This is a genomic window from Streptomyces sp. NBC_00631 (assembly GCF_045206895.1).
In the GTDB taxonomy this organism is placed as follows: Bacteria; Actinomycetota; Actinomycetes; order Streptomycetales; family Streptomycetaceae; genus Streptomyces.
The window spans coordinates 3,093,568-3,110,399 of sequence record NZ_CP107734.1 but is presented as its reverse complement, the minus strand read 5'-3'; the positions used below and the strand labels follow the sequence as shown (position 1 = coordinate 3,110,399).

12 protein-coding genes are annotated in these 16,832 nt (G+C 71.9%); 8 read left to right on the top strand and 4 right to left on the bottom strand.

The annotated features are described in order from the left end of the window. Window positions 1-151: 151 nt before the first annotated feature. From OHB00_RS14255 to OHB00_RS14240, 4 genes are all read right to left on the bottom strand, one after another. Window positions 152-2,539: a DUF3488 and DUF4129 domain-containing transglutaminase family protein gene (locus tag OHB00_RS14255; protein ID WP_406434849.1), complete on the bottom strand. Its 2,388-nt coding sequence runs from the start codon at window positions 2,537-2,539 to the stop codon at window positions 152-154. After that, the gene (locus tag OHB00_RS14250) at window positions 2,539-3,885 is read right to left on the bottom strand and encodes a DUF58 domain-containing protein (RefSeq protein ID WP_406434847.1); all 1,347 of its coding nucleotides are present in this window, start codon (window positions 3,883-3,885) and stop codon (window positions 2,539-2,541) included. Before OHB00_RS14250 ends, OHB00_RS14255 begins: the two co-directional genes overlap by 1 nt. Next, the gene (locus tag OHB00_RS14245; RefSeq protein WP_406434845.1) at window positions 3,885-4,925 is read right to left on the bottom strand and encodes an AAA family ATPase; all 1,041 of its coding nucleotides are present in this window, start codon (window positions 4,923-4,925) and stop codon (window positions 3,885-3,887) included. The genes OHB00_RS14250 and OHB00_RS14245 overlap by 1 nt, the downstream gene beginning before the upstream one ends. 427 nt (window positions 4,926-5,352) lie before the next feature. Then, window positions 5,353-5,901 carry a beta-class carbonic anhydrase gene (locus tag OHB00_RS14240; protein WP_406434843.1) on the bottom strand — a complete coding sequence of 183 codons (549 nt, stop codon included), beginning with the start codon at window positions 5,899-5,901 and terminating at the stop codon, window positions 5,353-5,355. A 355-nt stretch (window positions 5,902-6,256) separates the two neighbouring features. On the opposite strand from OHB00_RS14240, the gene rsmH reads away from it, so the two are divergent. From rsmH to ftsW, 8 genes are all read left to right on the top strand, one after another. Further along, window positions 6,257-7,213, top strand: a complete 957-nt coding sequence (gene rsmH / locus OHB00_RS14235) for a 16S rRNA (cytosine(1402)-N(4))-methyltransferase RsmH (protein WP_406434841.1) — start codon at window positions 6,257-6,259, stop codon at window positions 7,211-7,213. A 33-nt stretch (window positions 7,214-7,246) separates the two neighbouring features. Continuing rightward, window positions 7,247-7,783: a septum formation initiator family protein gene (locus OHB00_RS14230; protein WP_406434839.1), complete on the top strand. Its 537-nt coding sequence runs from the start codon at window positions 7,247-7,249 to the stop codon at window positions 7,781-7,783. A gap of 47 nt (window positions 7,784-7,830) precedes the next feature. Then, on the top strand, window positions 7,831-9,774 hold the full coding sequence (locus OHB00_RS14225; RefSeq protein WP_406434837.1) for a peptidoglycan D,D-transpeptidase FtsI family protein: 1,944 nt from the start codon (window positions 7,831-7,833) through the stop codon (window positions 9,772-9,774). Between the two features lie 42 nt (window positions 9,775-9,816). Beyond that, window positions 9,817-11,481, top strand: a complete 1,665-nt coding sequence (locus OHB00_RS14220) for a UDP-N-acetylmuramoyl-L-alanyl-D-glutamate--2,6-diaminopimelate ligase (RefSeq protein WP_406434835.1) — start codon at window positions 9,817-9,819, stop codon at window positions 11,479-11,481. Between the two features lie 28 nt (window positions 11,482-11,509). Then, a complete protein-coding gene (gene murF / locus OHB00_RS14215; RefSeq protein WP_406434833.1) occupies window positions 11,510-12,922 on the top strand; it encodes a UDP-N-acetylmuramoyl-tripeptide--D-alanyl-D-alanine ligase in 1,413 nt (470 codons plus the stop codon). Next, window positions 12,922-13,992 carry a phospho-N-acetylmuramoyl-pentapeptide-transferase gene (gene mraY / locus OHB00_RS14210; RefSeq protein WP_406445777.1) on the top strand — a complete coding sequence of 357 codons (1,071 nt, stop codon included), beginning with the start codon at window positions 12,922-12,924 and terminating at the stop codon, window positions 13,990-13,992. The genes murF and mraY overlap by 1 nt, the downstream gene beginning before the upstream one ends. After that, entirely contained in the window at window positions 13,974-15,407 is a 1,434-nt protein-coding gene (gene murD, locus OHB00_RS14205) for a UDP-N-acetylmuramoyl-L-alanine--D-glutamate ligase (protein WP_406434831.1), read from the top strand. Before mraY ends, murD begins: the two co-directional genes overlap by 19 nt. Window positions 15,408-15,473: 66 nt before the next feature. Continuing rightward, complete coding sequence (gene ftsW / locus OHB00_RS14200; RefSeq protein WP_406434829.1) at window positions 15,474-16,829, top strand: putative lipid II flippase FtsW; 1,356 nt, start codon at window positions 15,474-15,476, stop codon at window positions 16,827-16,829. Window positions 16,830-16,832 lie beyond the last annotated feature (3 nt).

Here is a 16,832-nt window from a genome sequence, read left to right as displayed (position 1 = left end):
CGGGCGGTCACCCCTCAGTCGTTGCCGGCAGGCCGGTGGGCTGGTCGCGCCCGCTACATGGCTGCGGGCAGTCGTGCCGCTGGGGCGGCACGGGTGGGCGCGGCGGCACCCTGCAAGCGCCGGTAAGCGTCCCCACCCCCGCCGCCCCCCGTCAGCCCTCCTGCCCCGACGGCTTTCGCAGGGTCGGCCGAGCCGCCGCCGCCCGCTCCCGCAGCCGGGCCCACCCCGCCGACGCCGCCCACACCGCGCGCACGGCCGACCGCGGAGCGAACAGCACCCGCAGGCGCACGAGGACCCCGGCCATGCCGTTGAACGCGGCGGAGACCTTGCGGACGTCGTCCGCGAGGCCCGCCGTCAGCCGCGGCCGTGGCGCGTACAGCACCTGTTCGACCGCGTCCGCCACCCGGTGCACCGAAGCCCCCGCGGCCGGATCCAGACGGCCGAGCCGGACGATCCGGGCGGCCGCGTTGCGCGGGGTCTGCGACTCGTCCGGCAGGATGCCGAAGTCCCAGGCGGTGTCGGTGAGTTCCAGCCAGACCGCGAGCGTGTGCGCCGCCACGCCCTCGGGCGTGCGGTCGTGGGCCCCGAGCCGGCCGGCCCGCGCCCGTTGCCGGTACAGCAGCGGCGCCAGCGGCACCGCCAGTACGGCGAGACCGCCGAGCGCCCACAGGGCCAGCTGCCACCACGGCGGGCCGCCGTCGGCGCTCTGCGCCGCGGCCGCCGCCGACGGGCTCGCGCAGGCGTCCAGCTTGCGCAGCTGGGCCGTGCAGCTCTCGCTCGCCGAGGCCGAGGCCGATGGCGCCGTCGAGGCGCCCTTGGACGGCAGGGTCTCGTCCGGGACGGAGGAGCCGGGCGTGTCCGACACCGTGTACGACGGCGTCGTGCCCCGGGTCGGGGTCGGCTCGAAGCGGGTCCAGCCCACGCCCTCGAAGTACAGCTCCGGCCAGGCGTGGGCGTCCTTCAGGCCCACCGACACCGTGCCGTCGGCCTGCGGAGTGCCCGGCGCGAAGCCCACCGCGACCCGGGCCGGAATGCCCAGCGTCCGGGCCATCGCGGCCATCGCGAAGGAGAAGTGCACGCAGAAGCCGCGCTTCTGCTTCAGGAAGTTCGCGATCGCGCCCTCGCCCCGGCCGACCTCCACCTGCGTGTCGTACTGGAAGCCGCCGGACACCGCGAAGTAGTCCTGGAGCTTGACCGCCTGCTCGTAGTGGTTGACCGAGCCGGCGGTGACCTCCTTCGCCGTCTTCGCCACCACCGACGGCAGCGAGGAGGGCACCTTGGTGTACTCCGTCTTCATCGCCGCCGACGGCTCCGGCGCCGCGGCCAGCTGCTCCGCCGTCGGCTGCACGTCCAGGCTGGTGACCTGGTAGGTCTCACCGCGCGTGTTCTGCCCGTGGTCGCCGACGAGGGTCATCCCGACGGGCTCGTAGCGCCAGGTGCCGGCCACCTTCACCCCGCTCGGCGGGTACGGCATCGGCAGCCAGTCCTGGGCGTACCAGTCGGCCGCCGTGATCGTCGACTTCACCGTCGTCCGCTTGACGTCGCCGCCGAGGCCGGCCGGGGTCGGGAACTTGCCCGGCACGCCGGTGATGTGCCGCTGGGCCGGCTTCCAGGTGGTGCCGTCGAAGTCGTCCAGGGAGACGATCCGCAGGTAGAGGTCGGAGACGTCGGCGTTGGCGCTGGTCCGCACGGACAGCACCTGGCGGTCCTCGTCCACGTTGAGGCTGTCCCGCAGCGACACCAGCGGGTTGACCGCGGAGATCGTGCCGCCGTTCCCGTCGCCCACGCCGACACCGGTCCCGGCGCCGTCCAGCAGGCCGCCCTGGATCGAGGGCATCGCGAGCGGCACGAAGAGGGCGACGCTCAGCACGGCGAAGCCGATCCGGCGCCCGGTGCGCACCGGGGCCACCGCACCGCTCTCCTGGCCGCCCGGGGTGCGCGGGGCCCCGCCGAAGACCCGGCCCCACTGCGAGAGCCGGTCCCGGCCCTCGGCGAGCAGCAGCATCAGATAGCCGGCCGCCGCCACCAGGAACCACAGCCAGTCGGTCGGCCCGTCGGACAGGCCCGCCGCCACCGAGTAGAGCGCGAGCAGCGGCAGTCCGGCCGGGGCCGCGCTGCGGAAGGTCACCGCGAGCGTGTCCACGACCAGGCCGACGACCAGCACGCCGCCGATCACCATCAGCCGGATGCCGGGCGTCAGCGGCGCGGGTATCGCATACCGGCTGACGTCCTCCGAGCCCTGCTGGAGCAGATCGCCGAAGTAGCGGAAGGTGTCGGGACCGGGGATCATCCCGGCGAGCGCATGGCCCCGGGCGAAGACCATGGTCAGCGTCAGCAGCGTGACCAGGGCCTGCGCGGCCACGGTGAGCGGCCGGGCCAGCGGCACCCGCCGGGCGGCCGCTCCCACGCCGGTCTGGACCGCGACCAGGAACGCCGCCTGGAACAGCCAGGTCATCGGGGAGACCAGGGGCAGCAGGGCGCAGGACGCCATCAGCGTCGCCGCCGCCGCGGTGAGGGCCAGCCGGGCCCGTCCGCTCATCACCGTGCCTCCCCGCCCAGCGCGGCGAGCCCGCTGCGCTCCCGGTCGGCCTGCCGCCACAGCTCGGTCATCGAGGCGCCGCGCTCCACGCCGAGGGCCGTCCAGCCGGCCTCGCGCAGCATCCGCAGCCGCTCCTCGTGCGCGTTGCCGGGCGCGGGCACGTCGGTCGGCTCCCTGACCCAGGCGTCCGGGTCCAGCACGAAGGCGACGGCACCGCCGCTGCGCTGGCGCATCTTCGCGGCCACCGTCGCCTGTTCCTCGTCGAGGTCGCCCAGGAAGGCCACCAGCAGCCCCTCGTTCCCGCCGCGCAGGACGTCGTAGGCCCGGGACAGGCCGGTGCCGTCCGAGTGGTCGATCACGGCCAGGGTGTCCATCAGCAGCCCGGCCGCCTCCGCCGACTCCTGGCCGAAGCCCGCGAAACCGTCGGCGCCCTCGCTGGGCACCGAGCTGCCGGAGTCCGTCAACAGCCGGACCGAGAAGCCGCGTTCGAGCATGTGGACCAGGACCGAGGCGGCACCGGACACTGCCCATTCGAACGCCGAGTCCGGGCCCGCTCCTTCGTAGGCGCCGCCCCGGGTGTCGAGGAGCACCGTGCAGCGGGCGCGCTGCGGCTGCTCCTCGCGGCGCACCATCAGCTCGCCGTAGCGGGCGGTGGAGCGCCAGTGCACGCGGCGCAGGTCGTCGCCGTGACGGTAGCCGCGGGGGATCACGTCGTCCTCGCCGGCCAGGGCCAGTGAGCGCTGCCGCCCGTCGCCGTACCCCTTCGCCTCGCCGCTGAGCCGGATCGGCGGCAGCGGCTCAACCCGCGGGATGACGGTCAGGGTGTCGAACGTCGAGAAGGCACGGGTCAGTTCGCACATGCCGAACGGGTCGGTCAGGCGCAGCTGGAGCGGACCCAGCGGATAGCGGCCGCGCAGGTCCGAGCGGACCCGGTAGGACACCTCGCGGCGGCCGCCGGGCTCCACCCGGTCCAGGACGAAGCGGGGCCGCGGGCCGAGCACGTAGGGCACCCGGTCCTGGAGCATCAGCAGGCCGGTGGGCAGCCGCGAGACGTTGTCCATCCGCAGGTGGACCCGGGCCTCGCTGCCGGCCGGCACCCGTGCGGGGGAGAGCCGGCGGCTGCCCGCCACCCGGTAGCGGGTGCGGTAGAGCACGGTGGCGCAGATCAGCGGCAGTACCGCGAGCAGCAGCCCGACCCGGCGCAGATCGGCCTGGCCGAGTATGTACGCGCAGATCACCGCCGCGATACCGGCCGCGAGGAAGGACCGGCCGCGGGTGGTCAGCCCGGCCAGGGCCGTGCGGATCCCGCCCGTCTCCTCGCGGCCGGCCTCCGCCGGGGCGCTCATCACAGACTCCGCGGAGGCTGCTGGGGATACGCCGGCACGCCCCGGCCGAGACCGCCGAAGCCGGTCTGCTGCTGGGGGGCCGCGGGCACCGGGGTGGACTGCAGGATCTCCTGGACGACCTGTTCGGCGGTGCGCCGGTTGAGCTGGGCCTGGGCGGTGGGCAGCAGCCGGTGGGCCAGCACCGCGACGGCGAGCGCCTGCACGTCGTCCGGCAGTGCGTACTCCCGGCCGCTCAGGGCGGCGGACGCCTTCGCCGCGCGCAGCAGGTGCAGCGTCGCGCGCGGGGAGGCGCCGAGTCTGAGGTCCGGGTGGGTGCGGGTGGCGGCGACCAGGTCCACCGCGTACCGGCGGACCGGCTCGGCGACATGGACCCCGCGCACGGCCTCGATCAGCTTCACGACGTCATGGGCGTGCGCCACCGGCTGGAGGTCGTCGAGCGGGTTGACCGAGCCGTGGGTGTCGAGCATCTGCAACTCGGCCTCGACGCTGGGGTAGCCGACCGAGACGCGGGCCATGAAGCGGTCGCGCTGGGCCTCGGGCAGCGGGTAGGTGCCCTCCATCTCGACCGGGTTCTGGGTGGCCACCACCATGAACGGGCTGGGCAGTTCATAGGTCTGCCCGTCGATGGTGACCTGCCGCTCCTCCATCGACTCCAGCAGCGCCGACTGGGTCTTGGGGGAGGCGCGGTTGATCTCGTCGCCGATCACGATCTGGGCGAAGATCGCGCCCGGTTTGAACTCGAAGTCCCGGCGCTGCTGGTCCCAGATGGACACACCGGTGATGTCCGAGGGCAGCAGGTCCGGCGTGAACTGGATGCGCCGCACCGAGCAGTCGATGGACCGCGCCAACGCCTTCGCCAGCATCGTCTTGCCCACGCCCGGGACATCCTCGATCAGAAGATGCCCCTCGGCGAGCAGTACGGTCAGCGAAAGCCGTACGACCTCCGGCTTGCCCTCGATCACACCCTCAACCGAACTGCGGACCCGCTCCACAGTGGTGGTCAGATCAGTAAGGCTCGCTCGATCGTCATAGGTCGTCACCCGGCCCTCCTCGGCCCGTTATTGCTCGGGCCGGCGCTCCGTCTCGCATCTCCGGCCCACCCCGAATCACGGACACCACGCGTGAATGGTTCCGCGCGACGTCCCACACCGCATTCTTGCTGCCGTTACCGATTCGTGTCACTCGCCTGTGGACAACTGCCCGCACTATGTCGGTCTTACGGCCTTTCGACCACCTATTCGACAGCGGGTCGACAGCTTACGGCGGGCGCGTTCCGGGGCGCACGGTCTGCTCGACGGTCCGAGGTGCCCGGATCGAGGCGGGGAGAAGCAGGGGAGGAGGACGCGGCCCGGCGGCCCCGAGGGGCGGCCGCGGGCCGCGGGTCGTCCGGGGCCCGGCTGCCGGCGGTCGGCGCCGTCGGGCCGCTCGGCCGGGTGAGGCCTCGCGGGCAGCCGGGCGGGGACCCGGTCAGGCCGGGTCGACCTCGCGCAGGAGGCCGGTGCGGACGTCGAAGACGAAGCCGCGGACGTCGTCGGTGTGCAGCAGGAACGGCGAGGTGCGCACCCGCTGCATGGACTGCCGTACGTCCTGGTCGACGTCCCGGAAGGACTCCACCGCCCACGCCGGGCGCTGGCCGACCTCCATCTCCAGCTCGGTGCGGAAGTCCTCGGTGAGGGCCTCCAGGCCGCAGCCGGTGTGGTGGATCAGTACGATGCTGCGGGTGCCGAGCTTGTGCTGGCTGATGGTGAGGGAGCGGATCACGTCGTCGGTGACCACGCCGCCGGCGTTGCGGATGGTGTGGCAGTCGCCGAGCTGCAGGCCGAGCGCCTTGTGCAGGTCGAGGCGGGCGTCCATGCACGCCACCACGGCCACGTGCAGCACGGGCCGGGCGTCCATGCCGGGGTCGGTGAAGGCGGACGCGTAGGTCCGGTTGGCGTCGACCAGGCGATCCGTCACGGAGCCGTCCGTGGTTATGGCGCCTTCGGATCCAGTGGGAACTGCTGCGGAAGTCGTCATAGTCATGACGTTACTGGTCACGGGTGGTCACGGCCTCCTGTGAGAGGGGACAAAGAACGTCATCGTGGCTTGTTGTGAGCGAACCCACACGGAGGGCAAAGCGGGGCCGCCCGGGTGATTCCCGGTGAATCCCTGCCCCGGCCGGGACGCCGTACGCGCCGCGCAGGCCGGTTGATTGACCGCGCGACACGGTGGACTAAAGTGACGCGAAGCGGGAGGCGAGGCTCTCCCCGCTGGTGAAATCCCCTGGAGACCCCGGCGCGGAGTCCGGGCCGTCTCCCCACGTGCGCGGCGCGCGTACCGAGCGGGCGGGGACCCGGCGGTGCGTCCCCCGTGCCGGAACTGAGAGGCCCCCTTGAGCCAGAGTCGACACGTCCCGGTGATGCTCCAGCGGTGCCTGGATCTGCTGGCACCCGCCCTGGAGCGGCCGGGCAGCGTGGTCGTCGACTGCACCCTCGGCCTCGGCGGCCACAGCGAGGCGCTGCTGACCCGCTTCCCCGAGGCCCGCCTGGTCGCCCTGGACCGCGACAGGGAGGCCCTGCGCCTGTCCGGCGAGCGCCTCGCCCCCTTCGGCGAGCGCGCCACCCTGGTGCACGCCGTTTACGACGAACTCCCCGAGGTACTCGAACGGCTCGGCATCGCGCGCGTGCAGGGCGTGCTCTTCGACCTCGGTGTCTCCTCCATGCAACTCGACGAGGCCGGCCGCGGCTTCGCCTACGCTCAGGACGCACCCCTGGACATGCGCATGGACCAGACGACCGGCATCAGCGCCGCCGAGGTGCTCAACACCTACCCGGCCGGCGACCTCGTCCGCGTCCTGTACGCGTACGGCGAGGAGAAGCAGGCCAAGCGGATCGTCTCGGCGATCGTCCGGGAGCGTGCGAAGGAGCCGTTCAGCAACAGCGCCCGGCTCGTGGAGCTGATCCGGGACGCGCTCCCGCAGGCCGCCAAGCGCACCGGCGGCAACCCGGCCAAGCGCACCTTCCAGGCGCTGCGCATCGAGGTCAACGGCGAACTGGCCGTCCTGGAAAGGGCGATCCCGGCCGCCGTGAAGGCCCTCGCGGTCGGCGGCCGGATCGCCGTACTGTCGTACCACTCGCTCGAAGACCGCCTCGTCAAGCAGGTGTTCGCGGCCGGCGCCGCCATCACCGCGCCGCCCGGGCTGCCGGTCGTGCCCGAGCAGTACCAGCCCCGGCTCAAGCTGCTCACGCGCGGTGCCGAACTTCCCACCGAGGAAGAGGTCGCCGAGAACCGCCGGGCCGCGCCGGCGCGTCTTCGGGGAGCCCAGCGCATCAGGGAGGAAGCCGAGTGAGCGAGCGGGGTTTCCGGACCCACCGGAGGACACGTGAGTAGGAAACCCGAGCTGCGGGGGCGGGCGGCCCGGCTCGCCCGGCTCTTTCCGGCCGGCCGGGCCAACCAGGCCGCCCGCACCCCGTTCGTCCTGCTCGTCGTCCTGCTCCTCGGCGGCGGCCTGATCGGTCTGCTGGTGCTGAACTCGGCGCTCAGCGAGGGCTCGTTCAAACTCGACGACCTGCAGAAGCAGACCAAGAACCTCACCGACGAGGAACAGGCCCTGCAACGGGACATCGACGCCTACTCCGCCCCCGACGCCCTCCAGCGCCGCGCCCGCGAGCTCGGCATGGTCCCCGGCGGCGACCCGGCCTTCCTCGACCCGGACGGCACCGTCAAGGGCGTCCCCGGCCCCGCCGCCCTCCGGGAGACCACCGTGCCCCTCGCCCCCGAGGCCCTCGGCACCCCGTCCGCCGGTGCGACGGCCCCGACGCCCACTGCCGCCGCGCCGGCGACCGACCCGACGGCGACCCTCACGCCGGCCCAGAGTCCCACCCCCGTGACGACCCCGACCCCGACCCCCGGCAGGTGACGGAAGTGCCAGACACTTCTGGAGACAGGCAATCGCCGCGCCGCCGCGTGCCCGGCCCTCCCAAGCCGCCCCGCCCCCGGGACCCCAGAGGCGCCGTCCGGCGGCAGCCGGGCCCCGGCGCCCGCCCGGTCCGCCGCCCGGGCGCCCCGCGCCCCGCGGCCGCGCCCCCGCTGCGCCTCGGCAGCCCCCGCCCCCGGCTGCGCATGGTCGGCCTCGCCCTGACCCTGGTGCTGATGGTCTTCGTCGGGCGGCTGCTCCAGGTCCAGGCCGTCGACGCCAGCGCGTACGCGGCGAAGGCCGAGCAGAACCGGTACGTCGTGCACACGCTGGCCGCCGAGCGGGGCGGGATCACCGACCGCAACGGCGTGGCGCTGGCGATCAGCGAGGACGCGTACGACATCACCGCCGACCCCACGATGTTCACCAGCAAGCAGCTCAAGGTGGCCGACGGCCCCGAGCAGGCGGCCGCGCTGCTCGCCCCGATCCTCGGCAAGAACCAGACCGACCTGGTCAAGCTGCTGCGGCCGGCGAACAAGGAGCTGCGCTACGTCCGGCTCGCCACCCGGCAGACCCCGCAGGTCTGGAAGCAGATCAAGGACCTGAAGGCCGCGCTCACCGCCAAGGCCGGGACCGACGACAACACCGTCAACGTGCTGGCCGGTGTCTTCGCCGACCCCAGCAGCCAGCGGGTCTACCCGAACGGCGACCTGGCCGCCGGGATACTGGGCTGGGTCAACGCCGACGGCAAGGGCGGCGGCGGCATCGAGTCGCAGCTCGACAAGGAGCTGACCGGCAAGGACGGCAAGATCCGCTACGCCCAGTCCGGCGGTCGCGAGGTGCCCACCGCGGGCTCCACCGAGACCCCGGCCGTGGCCGGCTCCGACGTCGAGCTGACCATCGACCGCGACATCCAGTGGGCCGCGCAGAACGCCATCACCGAGCAGGTCAAGAAGTCCAGGGCGGACCGCGGCTACGTGGTCGTCCAGGACACCCGGACCGGGCAGATCCTGGCCATGGCCAACTCACCCGGCTTCGATCCGAACGACCTGTCGACGGCCGACGCCGCCGACCTGGGCAACGCGGCCCTCCAGGACGCCTACGAGCCCGGCTCCACCGCCAAGGTGATGTCCATGGCGGCCGTGCTGGAGCGGAACGCCGCCACCCCGCTCACCCACGTGGTGGTGCCCAACCGGCTGCACCGCGGCGACCGGCTCTTCAAGGACGACGTCGACCACGCCACCTGGTACCTCACGCTCAACGGCGTGCTCGCCAAGTCCAGCAACATCGGCACCATCCTGGCCACCGGCCAGCTCGGCAAGACCCAGGAACAGGCCAACCGGGTCCTCTACTCGTACCTGCGCAAGTTCGGCATCGGCAGCTACTCCGGTCTGGACTTCCCCGGCGAGACCAAGGGCATCCTCGCCGCCCCGGACAAGTGGTCGACGTCGCAGCAGTACACGATTCCTTTCGGCCAGGGCTTCTCCATCAACGCCATGCAGGCGGCCTCCGTCTACTCGACCATCGCCAACGGCGGGGTCCGCGTCGAACCGAGCCTGGTGCGCGGCACCAAGGGCGCCGACGGCCGGTACACGCCGGCCGCCCAGCCCAAGAAGACCCGCGTGATCAGCGCGAAGACAGCCAGGACCCTGGCCGAGATGCTGGAGTCCGTCGTGGACGACGAGCAGGGCACCGGCGCCAAGGCGGCCATTCCCGGCTACAACGTCGCCGGCAAGACCGGCACCGCCAACCGAGTGGATCCGGCCACCGGCAGATACCGCGGCTACACCTCGTCGTTCGCCGGGTTCGCACCCGCGGACAAGCCCCGCATCACCGTCTACTGCGCCATCCAGAACGCCACAGCCGGCAGCTACTTCGGCGGCCAGATCTGCGGCCCGATCTACAAGCAGGTGATGGAGTTCGCCCTCAAGACCCTCCAGATCCCGCCGACCGGCGCCAAGGCGGCCGACCTGCCCGTCGACTACAAGCCCTGATCAGCGCGTCAGCACTTCGTACAGACCACCAGGAACGAGCTCGTGACAACGATCACCCCCGATCCCGGGAACCACGGGACGCCGCGCCCCTCGCTTCGCTCCGAAGCGGGTGCGCCCGGTACGCTCACCGCCGTGCCACACGCTGATCAGTCCCAAACCACCCAGAAGGGCGCTTCCGTGACATATCCGGGGCCGCCCAGGCCGGTTCAGAACTCCGCCACACCCCTCGCGGAGCTCGCCGACCAGCTGGGTGCCGCCGCCCCGGAACCCGCGAACAGCACGGTCGAGGTCACGGGCATCACCCATGACTCGCGCGCGGTCCGTCCCGGCGACCTGTACGCCGCCCTGCCGGGCGCCCGGCTGCACGGCGCCGACTTCGTCGCCCAGGCCGCCGGCCTCGGCGCGGTCGCCGTGCTGACCGACCCGACGGGCGCCGAACGCGCCGCCGCGACCGGCCTGCCGGTCCTGGTGGTCGACGACCCGCGCGCGCTGATGGGCGAACTCGCGGCCACCATCTACGGCCGTCCGGGCCGCGACCTGCTCCAGATCGGCATCACCGGCACCTCGGGCAAGACCACCACGGCCTACCTGGTCGAGGGTGGCCTGAAGTCGACCCGCAACACCGGGCTCATCGGCACGGTCGAGACGCGCATCGGCGACGAGCGCATCAAGTCCGAGCGCACCACCCCCGAGGCCACCGACCTCCAGGCCCTGTTCGCCGTGATGCGCGAGCGCGGGGTCGAGGCGGTCGCCATGGAGGTCTCCAGCCACGCCCTGGTCCTCGGCCGGGTCGACGGCTGCGTCTTCGACATCGCCGTCTTCACCAACCTCAGCCCGGAACACATGGAGTTCCACTCCGACATGGAGGACTACTTCCGGGCCAAGGCACAGCTGTTCACCCCGGAACGCAGCAGACGGGGCGTGGTCAACGTCGACGACGAGTACGGCCGCCGGCTCGCCCGGGAGGCCTCCGTACCGGTCGTCACCTACTCCGCCGAGGGCCACCCGGACGCTGACTGGCGGGCCAGCGACGTCCACATCGGCCCGATGGACTCGACGTTCACCGTCACCGGGCCCGAGGGCGTCCGGGTCGCCGCCAAGTCGCCGCTGCCGGGCCCCTTCAACGTGGCCAACACCCTCGCCGCGATCGTCGCGCTCGCCACCGCGGGGCTCGACCCGCAGACCGCCGCCGACGGCATCGCCGGCGTGCCGGGCGTGCCGGGCCGCCTGGAGCGCGTGGACGCCGGACAGCCCTACCTCGCGGTCGTCGACTACGCCCACAAGACGGACGCCGTCGAGTCGGTCCTCAGGGCCCTGCGCAAGGTCACCAAGGGCCGGCTGCACATCGTCCTCGGCTGCGGCGGCGACCGGGACAGGACCAAGCGCGCCCCGATGGGCGCCGCCGCGGCCCGGCTCGCCGACATCGCCGTACTGACCTCCGACAACCCCCGCTCCGAGGACCCCCTCGCCATCCTCGCGACCATGCTCGAAGGCGCCGCCTCGGTGCCCGTGCACGAGCGCGGCGAGGTGCTCCTCTTCGAGGACCGGGCCGCCGCGATCGAGGCCGCCGTCGCCCGCGCGCACCCGGGCGACACCGTGCTGGTCGCCGGCAAGGGCCACGAGCAGGGCCAGGACATCGCCGGCGTGATCCGTCCCTTCGACGACCGTCAGGTCCTCCGCGAAGCCATCCAGAAAACCCAGGGATGAAAATCCAGAAGACCCAGGGGATGAACTTGTGATCGCCCTCTCTCTCGCCGAGATCGCAGCAGTCGTCGGCGGGCAGACGCACGACATACCGGATCCGTCCGTCCTGGTCACCGGCGAGGTCGTCCGGGACTCCCGCGAGGCGGGGCCGGGCAGTCTGTTCGCCGCCTTCGTGGGCGAGCGCGTGGACGGCCACGACTTCGCCGCCCAGGTCGTCGGGCAGGGCGCGGTCGCCGTACTGGCGTCGCGCCCCGTCGGCGTGCCCGCGATCGTCGTGGACGACGTCCGGACCGCCCTCGGCGCTCTCGCCCGGCACGTCGTACGACGGCTCGGCGCGACCCTCGTGGCGCTGACCGGCTCGGCCGGCAAGACCAGTACCAAGGACCTCATCGCCCAGGTACTGCGCACCAAGGCGCCGACCGTGTTCACGCCCGGCTCGCTCAACAACGAGATCGGGCTGCCGCTGACCGCCCTGTCCGCCACCGAGGAGACGAAGTTCCTGGTGCTGGAGATGGGCGCCCGCGGCATCGGACACATCCGCTACCTCACCGATCTGACGCCCCCGAAGATCGGCCTGGTCCTCAACGTCGGCACCGCCCACATCGGCGAGTTCGGCGGCCGTGAGCAGATCGCCCAGGCGAAGGGCGAGTTGGTGGAGGCGCTGCCCGCCGCGGAGGACGGCGGCGCCGCGATCCTCAACGCCGACGACCCGTTGGTGCGGGCCATGGCCTCCCGTACCAAGGCGAAGGTGGTCCTTTTCGGAGAGTCGGCCGAAGCGGACGTACGGGCCGAGAACGTACGACTCACGGACACGGGACAGCCCGCGTTCAGTCTTCACACACCCTCCGGTGCAAGCGATGTGACCATGCGCCTGTACGGTGAGCACCACGTGTCGAACGCGCTCGCCGCGGCCGCCGTCGCCCATGAGCTGGGCATGTCCGCGGAAGAGATCGCCCTCGCGCTCTCCGAGGCGGGCTCCCTCTCCCGCTGGCGTATGGAGGTCACCGAGCGCCCGGACGGCGTGACCATCGTCAACGACGCCTACAACGCCAACCCCGAGTCCATGCGAGCCGCGCTGCGCGCGCTCGCGGCCATGGGCCAGGGGCGCCGCACGTGGGCGGTGCTCGGCAAGATGGCCGAGCTCGGGGACGAGGCGCTCGCCGAGCACGACGCGGTCGGACGGCTCGCCGTCCGGCTCAATGTCGGCAAGCTCGTCGCCGTCGGGGGAGTGGAAGCCTCCTGGCTGCAACTGGGCGCATATAACGAGGGTTCGTGGGGTGAGGAGTCGGTGCACGTGTCCGACGCACAGGCGGCGGTCGACCTGTTGCGCAGCGAGTTGCGCCCGGGGGACGTCGTCCTCGTGAAGGCGTCACGTTCGGTGGGCCTGGAGAGCGTTGCGCAGGCGCTCCTGGAGCCCGGTGCCGAGGGTGTTGATGCCCGATGATGAAGCAGATCCTCTTCTCGGGCGTCATCGGTCTCTTCCTGACGCTGATCGGCACCCCGCTGCTGATCAAGCTCCTCGCCCGCAAGGGCTACGGCCAGTACATCCGTGACGACGGCCCGCGCGAGCACGCCAGCAAGCGTGGTACGCCCACGATGGGCGGTATCGCCTTCATCCTGGCCACGGTCGCCGCCTACTTCCTGTCCAAGGTGATCACCGGCTACACCCCGACCTACTCGGGCCTGCTGGTGCTCGGCCTGATGTGCGGGATGGGCCTGGTCGGCTTCCTGGACGACTACATCAAGATCGTCAAGCGGCGGTCGCTGGGTCTGCGGGCCAAGGCGAAGATGGCCGGCCAGCTGATCGTCGGCATCTCCTTCGCGGTGCTCTCACTGCAGTTCGCGGACGCCCGCGGCAACACCCCGGCGTCCACCAAGCTGTCGTTCATCACGGACTTCGGCTGGACCATCGGCCCGGTGCTGTTCGTGGTCTGGGCGCTGTTCATGATCCTGGCGATGTCCAACGGCGTGAACCTGACGGACGGTCTGGACGGCCTCGCCACCGGCGCCTCCGTGCTCGTCTTCGGCGCCTACACGTTCATCGGCGTCTGGCAGTTCCAGGAGTCCTGCGCCAACGCCGTCACCCTGACCAACCCCAACGCCTGCTACGAGGTGCGCGATCCGCTGGACCTCGCGGTCATCGCCTCCGCGCTGATGGGTTCCTGCCTGGGCTTCCTGTGGTGGAACACCTCGCCGGCCAAGATCTTCATGGGTGACACCGGTTCGCTCGCGCTCGGCGGTGTCCTCACGGGCCTGGCGATCCTCTCCCGCACCGAACTCCTCGTCGCCATCATGGGCGGTCTGTTCGTCCTCATCACCATGTCGGTCGTCATCCAGGTCGGCTCCTTCCGGCTCACCGGCAAGCGCGTCTTCCGGATGGCACCACTCCAGCACCACTTCGAACTCAAAGGCTGGTCCGAAGTCCTTGTGGTGGTCCGCTTCTGGATCATCCAGGGCATCTGTGTGATCGTCGGACTGGGCCTCTTCTACGCAGGATGGGCAGCGGACAAGTGACCTCCTCGGTGTCCCCGGACTTCCAGGGCATGCACGTCACCGTCGCCGGGCTCGGCGTCTCCGGTGTCCCGGCGGCCAAGGTGCTGCACGCGCGCGGGGCGGTCGTCACGGTCGTCAACGACGGCGACGACGCACGCGCGCGTGAGCAGGCCGCCGAACTGGAGGCGCTCGGCGTCACGGTACGGCTCGGTGACGGCGCGACCCTGCCCGAGGGCACCGAGCTGATCGTCACCGCGCCGGGCTGGCAGCCGGACAAGCCGCTCTTCCAGGCGGCCCGCGCGGCCGGTGTCGACATCTGGGGCGACGTCGAGCTGGCCTGGCGGCTCAGGGGCCCCGAGGCGGCCCCGTGGCTCGCCGTCACGGGCACCAACGGCAAGACCACCACCGTCCAGATGCTGGCGTCGATCCTGAAGGCCGCGGGCCTGCGCACGGCCGCGGTCGGCAACATCGGCGTCTCGCTGCTCGACGCGGTCCTCGGGGACCAGGAGTACGACGTCCTCGCGGTGGAGCTGTCGAGCTACCAGCTGCACTGGGCGCCCTCGCTGCGCGCCCACTCGGCGGCCGTGCTGAACCTCGCCCCCGACCACCTCGACTGGCACGGCTCCATGGAGGCGTACGCCAAGGACAAGGGCCGCGTCTACGAGGGCAACCGGGTCGCCTGCGTCTACAACGTCGCCGACAAGCTCACCGAGGAGCTGGTGCGCGAGGCCGACGTCGAGGAGGGCTGCCGGGCCATCGGCTTCACCCTCGGCACCCCGGGGCCCTCCCAACTCGGCGTCGTGGACGGCATCCTCGTCGACCGTGCCTTCGTCGAGAACCGGCACAAGAACGCCCAGGAGCTGGCCGAGGTCTCCGACGTCCACCCGCCGGCCCCGCACAACATCGCCAACGCCCTTGCCGCGGCGGCCCTCGCGCGCGCCTTCGGGGTCCCCCCCACCGCCGTACGGGACGGGCTGCGGGCCTTCACGCCGGACGCCCACCGCATCGCGCACGTCGCCGACGTGGACGGGGTCGCGTACGTCGACGACTCCAAGGCCACCAACACCCACGCCGCGGAAGCCTCGTTGGCGTCATATGAGTCGATCGTATGGATTGCGGGCGGTCTGGCGAAGGGCGCGACCTTCGACGAGCTGGTCGCCAAGTCGGCAAAGCGGCTTCGCGGTGTGGTGCTCATCGGCGCCGATCGCGCCCTCATCCGGGAGGCCCTCGCGCGACACGCGCCGGAAGTACCCGTCGTCGACCTCGACCGGACCGACACTGGGGCGATGCCCGCGGCGGTCCGCGAGGCGCGGCGACTCGCCGTCGCCGGAGACACGGTGCTGTTGGCACCCGCCTGTGCCTCCATGGACATGTTCGCCAACTACAACAAGCGCGGTGACGCGTTCGCTCAGGCCGTTCGCGAACTCGGCGCCTGACCCGGCCGCCTGCCGGGCGACCTTGGGAGGGACGCGTGGAACGCCCGACGTTCAGCGGAGGCGTTGATGCCCGGTAGCCGCACCGGCCGGCCGCCCGTACAGCGAGCGGTCCGCCGGCCCGCCGCGCCCCGCGCCTCCCGCGACAACCCGCTGCGACGGCTCTACACGCGGGCCAACCGGGCCTGGGACCGGCCGCTGACCGCGTACTACCTGATCCTCGGCGGCAGCCTGCTGATCATCGTGCTGGGTCTGGTGATGGTCTACTCGGCCTCCCAGATCACCGCGCTGCAGATGTCACTGCCCGGCTCGTTCTTCTTCCGCAAACAGTTCCTGGCCGCCTGCATCGGGGGCGTGCTGCTGCTCGTGGCGTCCCGCATGCCGGTGAAACTGCACCGGGCGCTCGCCTACCCGATCCTCGCCGGAGCCGTCTTCATGATGGCGCTCGTGCAGGTGCCGGGGATAGGGATGTCCGTCAACGGCAACCAGAACTGGATCTCCCTCGGCGGCTCCTTCCAGATCCAGCCCAGCGAGTTCGGCAAGCTCGCCCTCGTGCTGTGGGGTGCCGACCTGATGGCGCGCAAACAGGAGAAGCGGCTGCTGACCCAGTGGAAACACATGCTGGTGCCGCTCGTGCCGGTGACTTTCCTGCTGCTCGGGCTGATCATGCTCGGCGGCGACATGGGCACGGCGATCATCCTGACCGCGATCCTGTTCGGCCTGCTGTGGCTGGCGGGGGCGCCGACGCGGCTGTTCGCGGGGGTGCTGTCGATCGCGGGCGTGCTCGGTGTGATCCTCATCAAGACCAGCCCCAACCGGATGGCCCGGCTCGCCTGCATCGGCGCCACCGAGCCGAAGACCGGCGTCGCCGACTGCTGGCAGGCGGTTCATGGCATCTACGCCCTGGCCAGCGGCGGGCTCTTCGGATCCGGACTCGGTGCGAGTGTGGAGAAATGGGGCCAACTCCCCGAAGCCCACACGGACTTCATCTTCGCCGTCACCGGTGAGGAACTGGGCCTGGCGGGCACGCTGTCGGTACTGGCCCTCTTCGCGGCTCTAGGCTATGCGGGTATCCGCGTGGCCGGACGCACGGAGGACCCCTTCGTGAGGTACGCCGCGGGAGGTGTGACCACCTGGATCACCGCCCAGGCGGTGATCAACATCGGTGCGGTGCTCGGTCTGCTGCCGATCGCCGGCGTCCCCCTCCCGCTGTTCTCCTACGGAGGTTCCGCCCTGCTGCCGACCATGTTCGCCATCGGGCTGCTGATCGCCTTCGCGCGCGACGAGCCCGCTGCGCGGGCGGCGCTTGCGATGCGGCAACCTCGCTTTGGTAGAAAGCGGGGAGCCGGGGGCCCTCAGGGGCCTCGGAGATGGAACACGATGCGACGGCGTGCCTCGGTGGCGCGCTCGTCCGGAGAGCGGTGAATT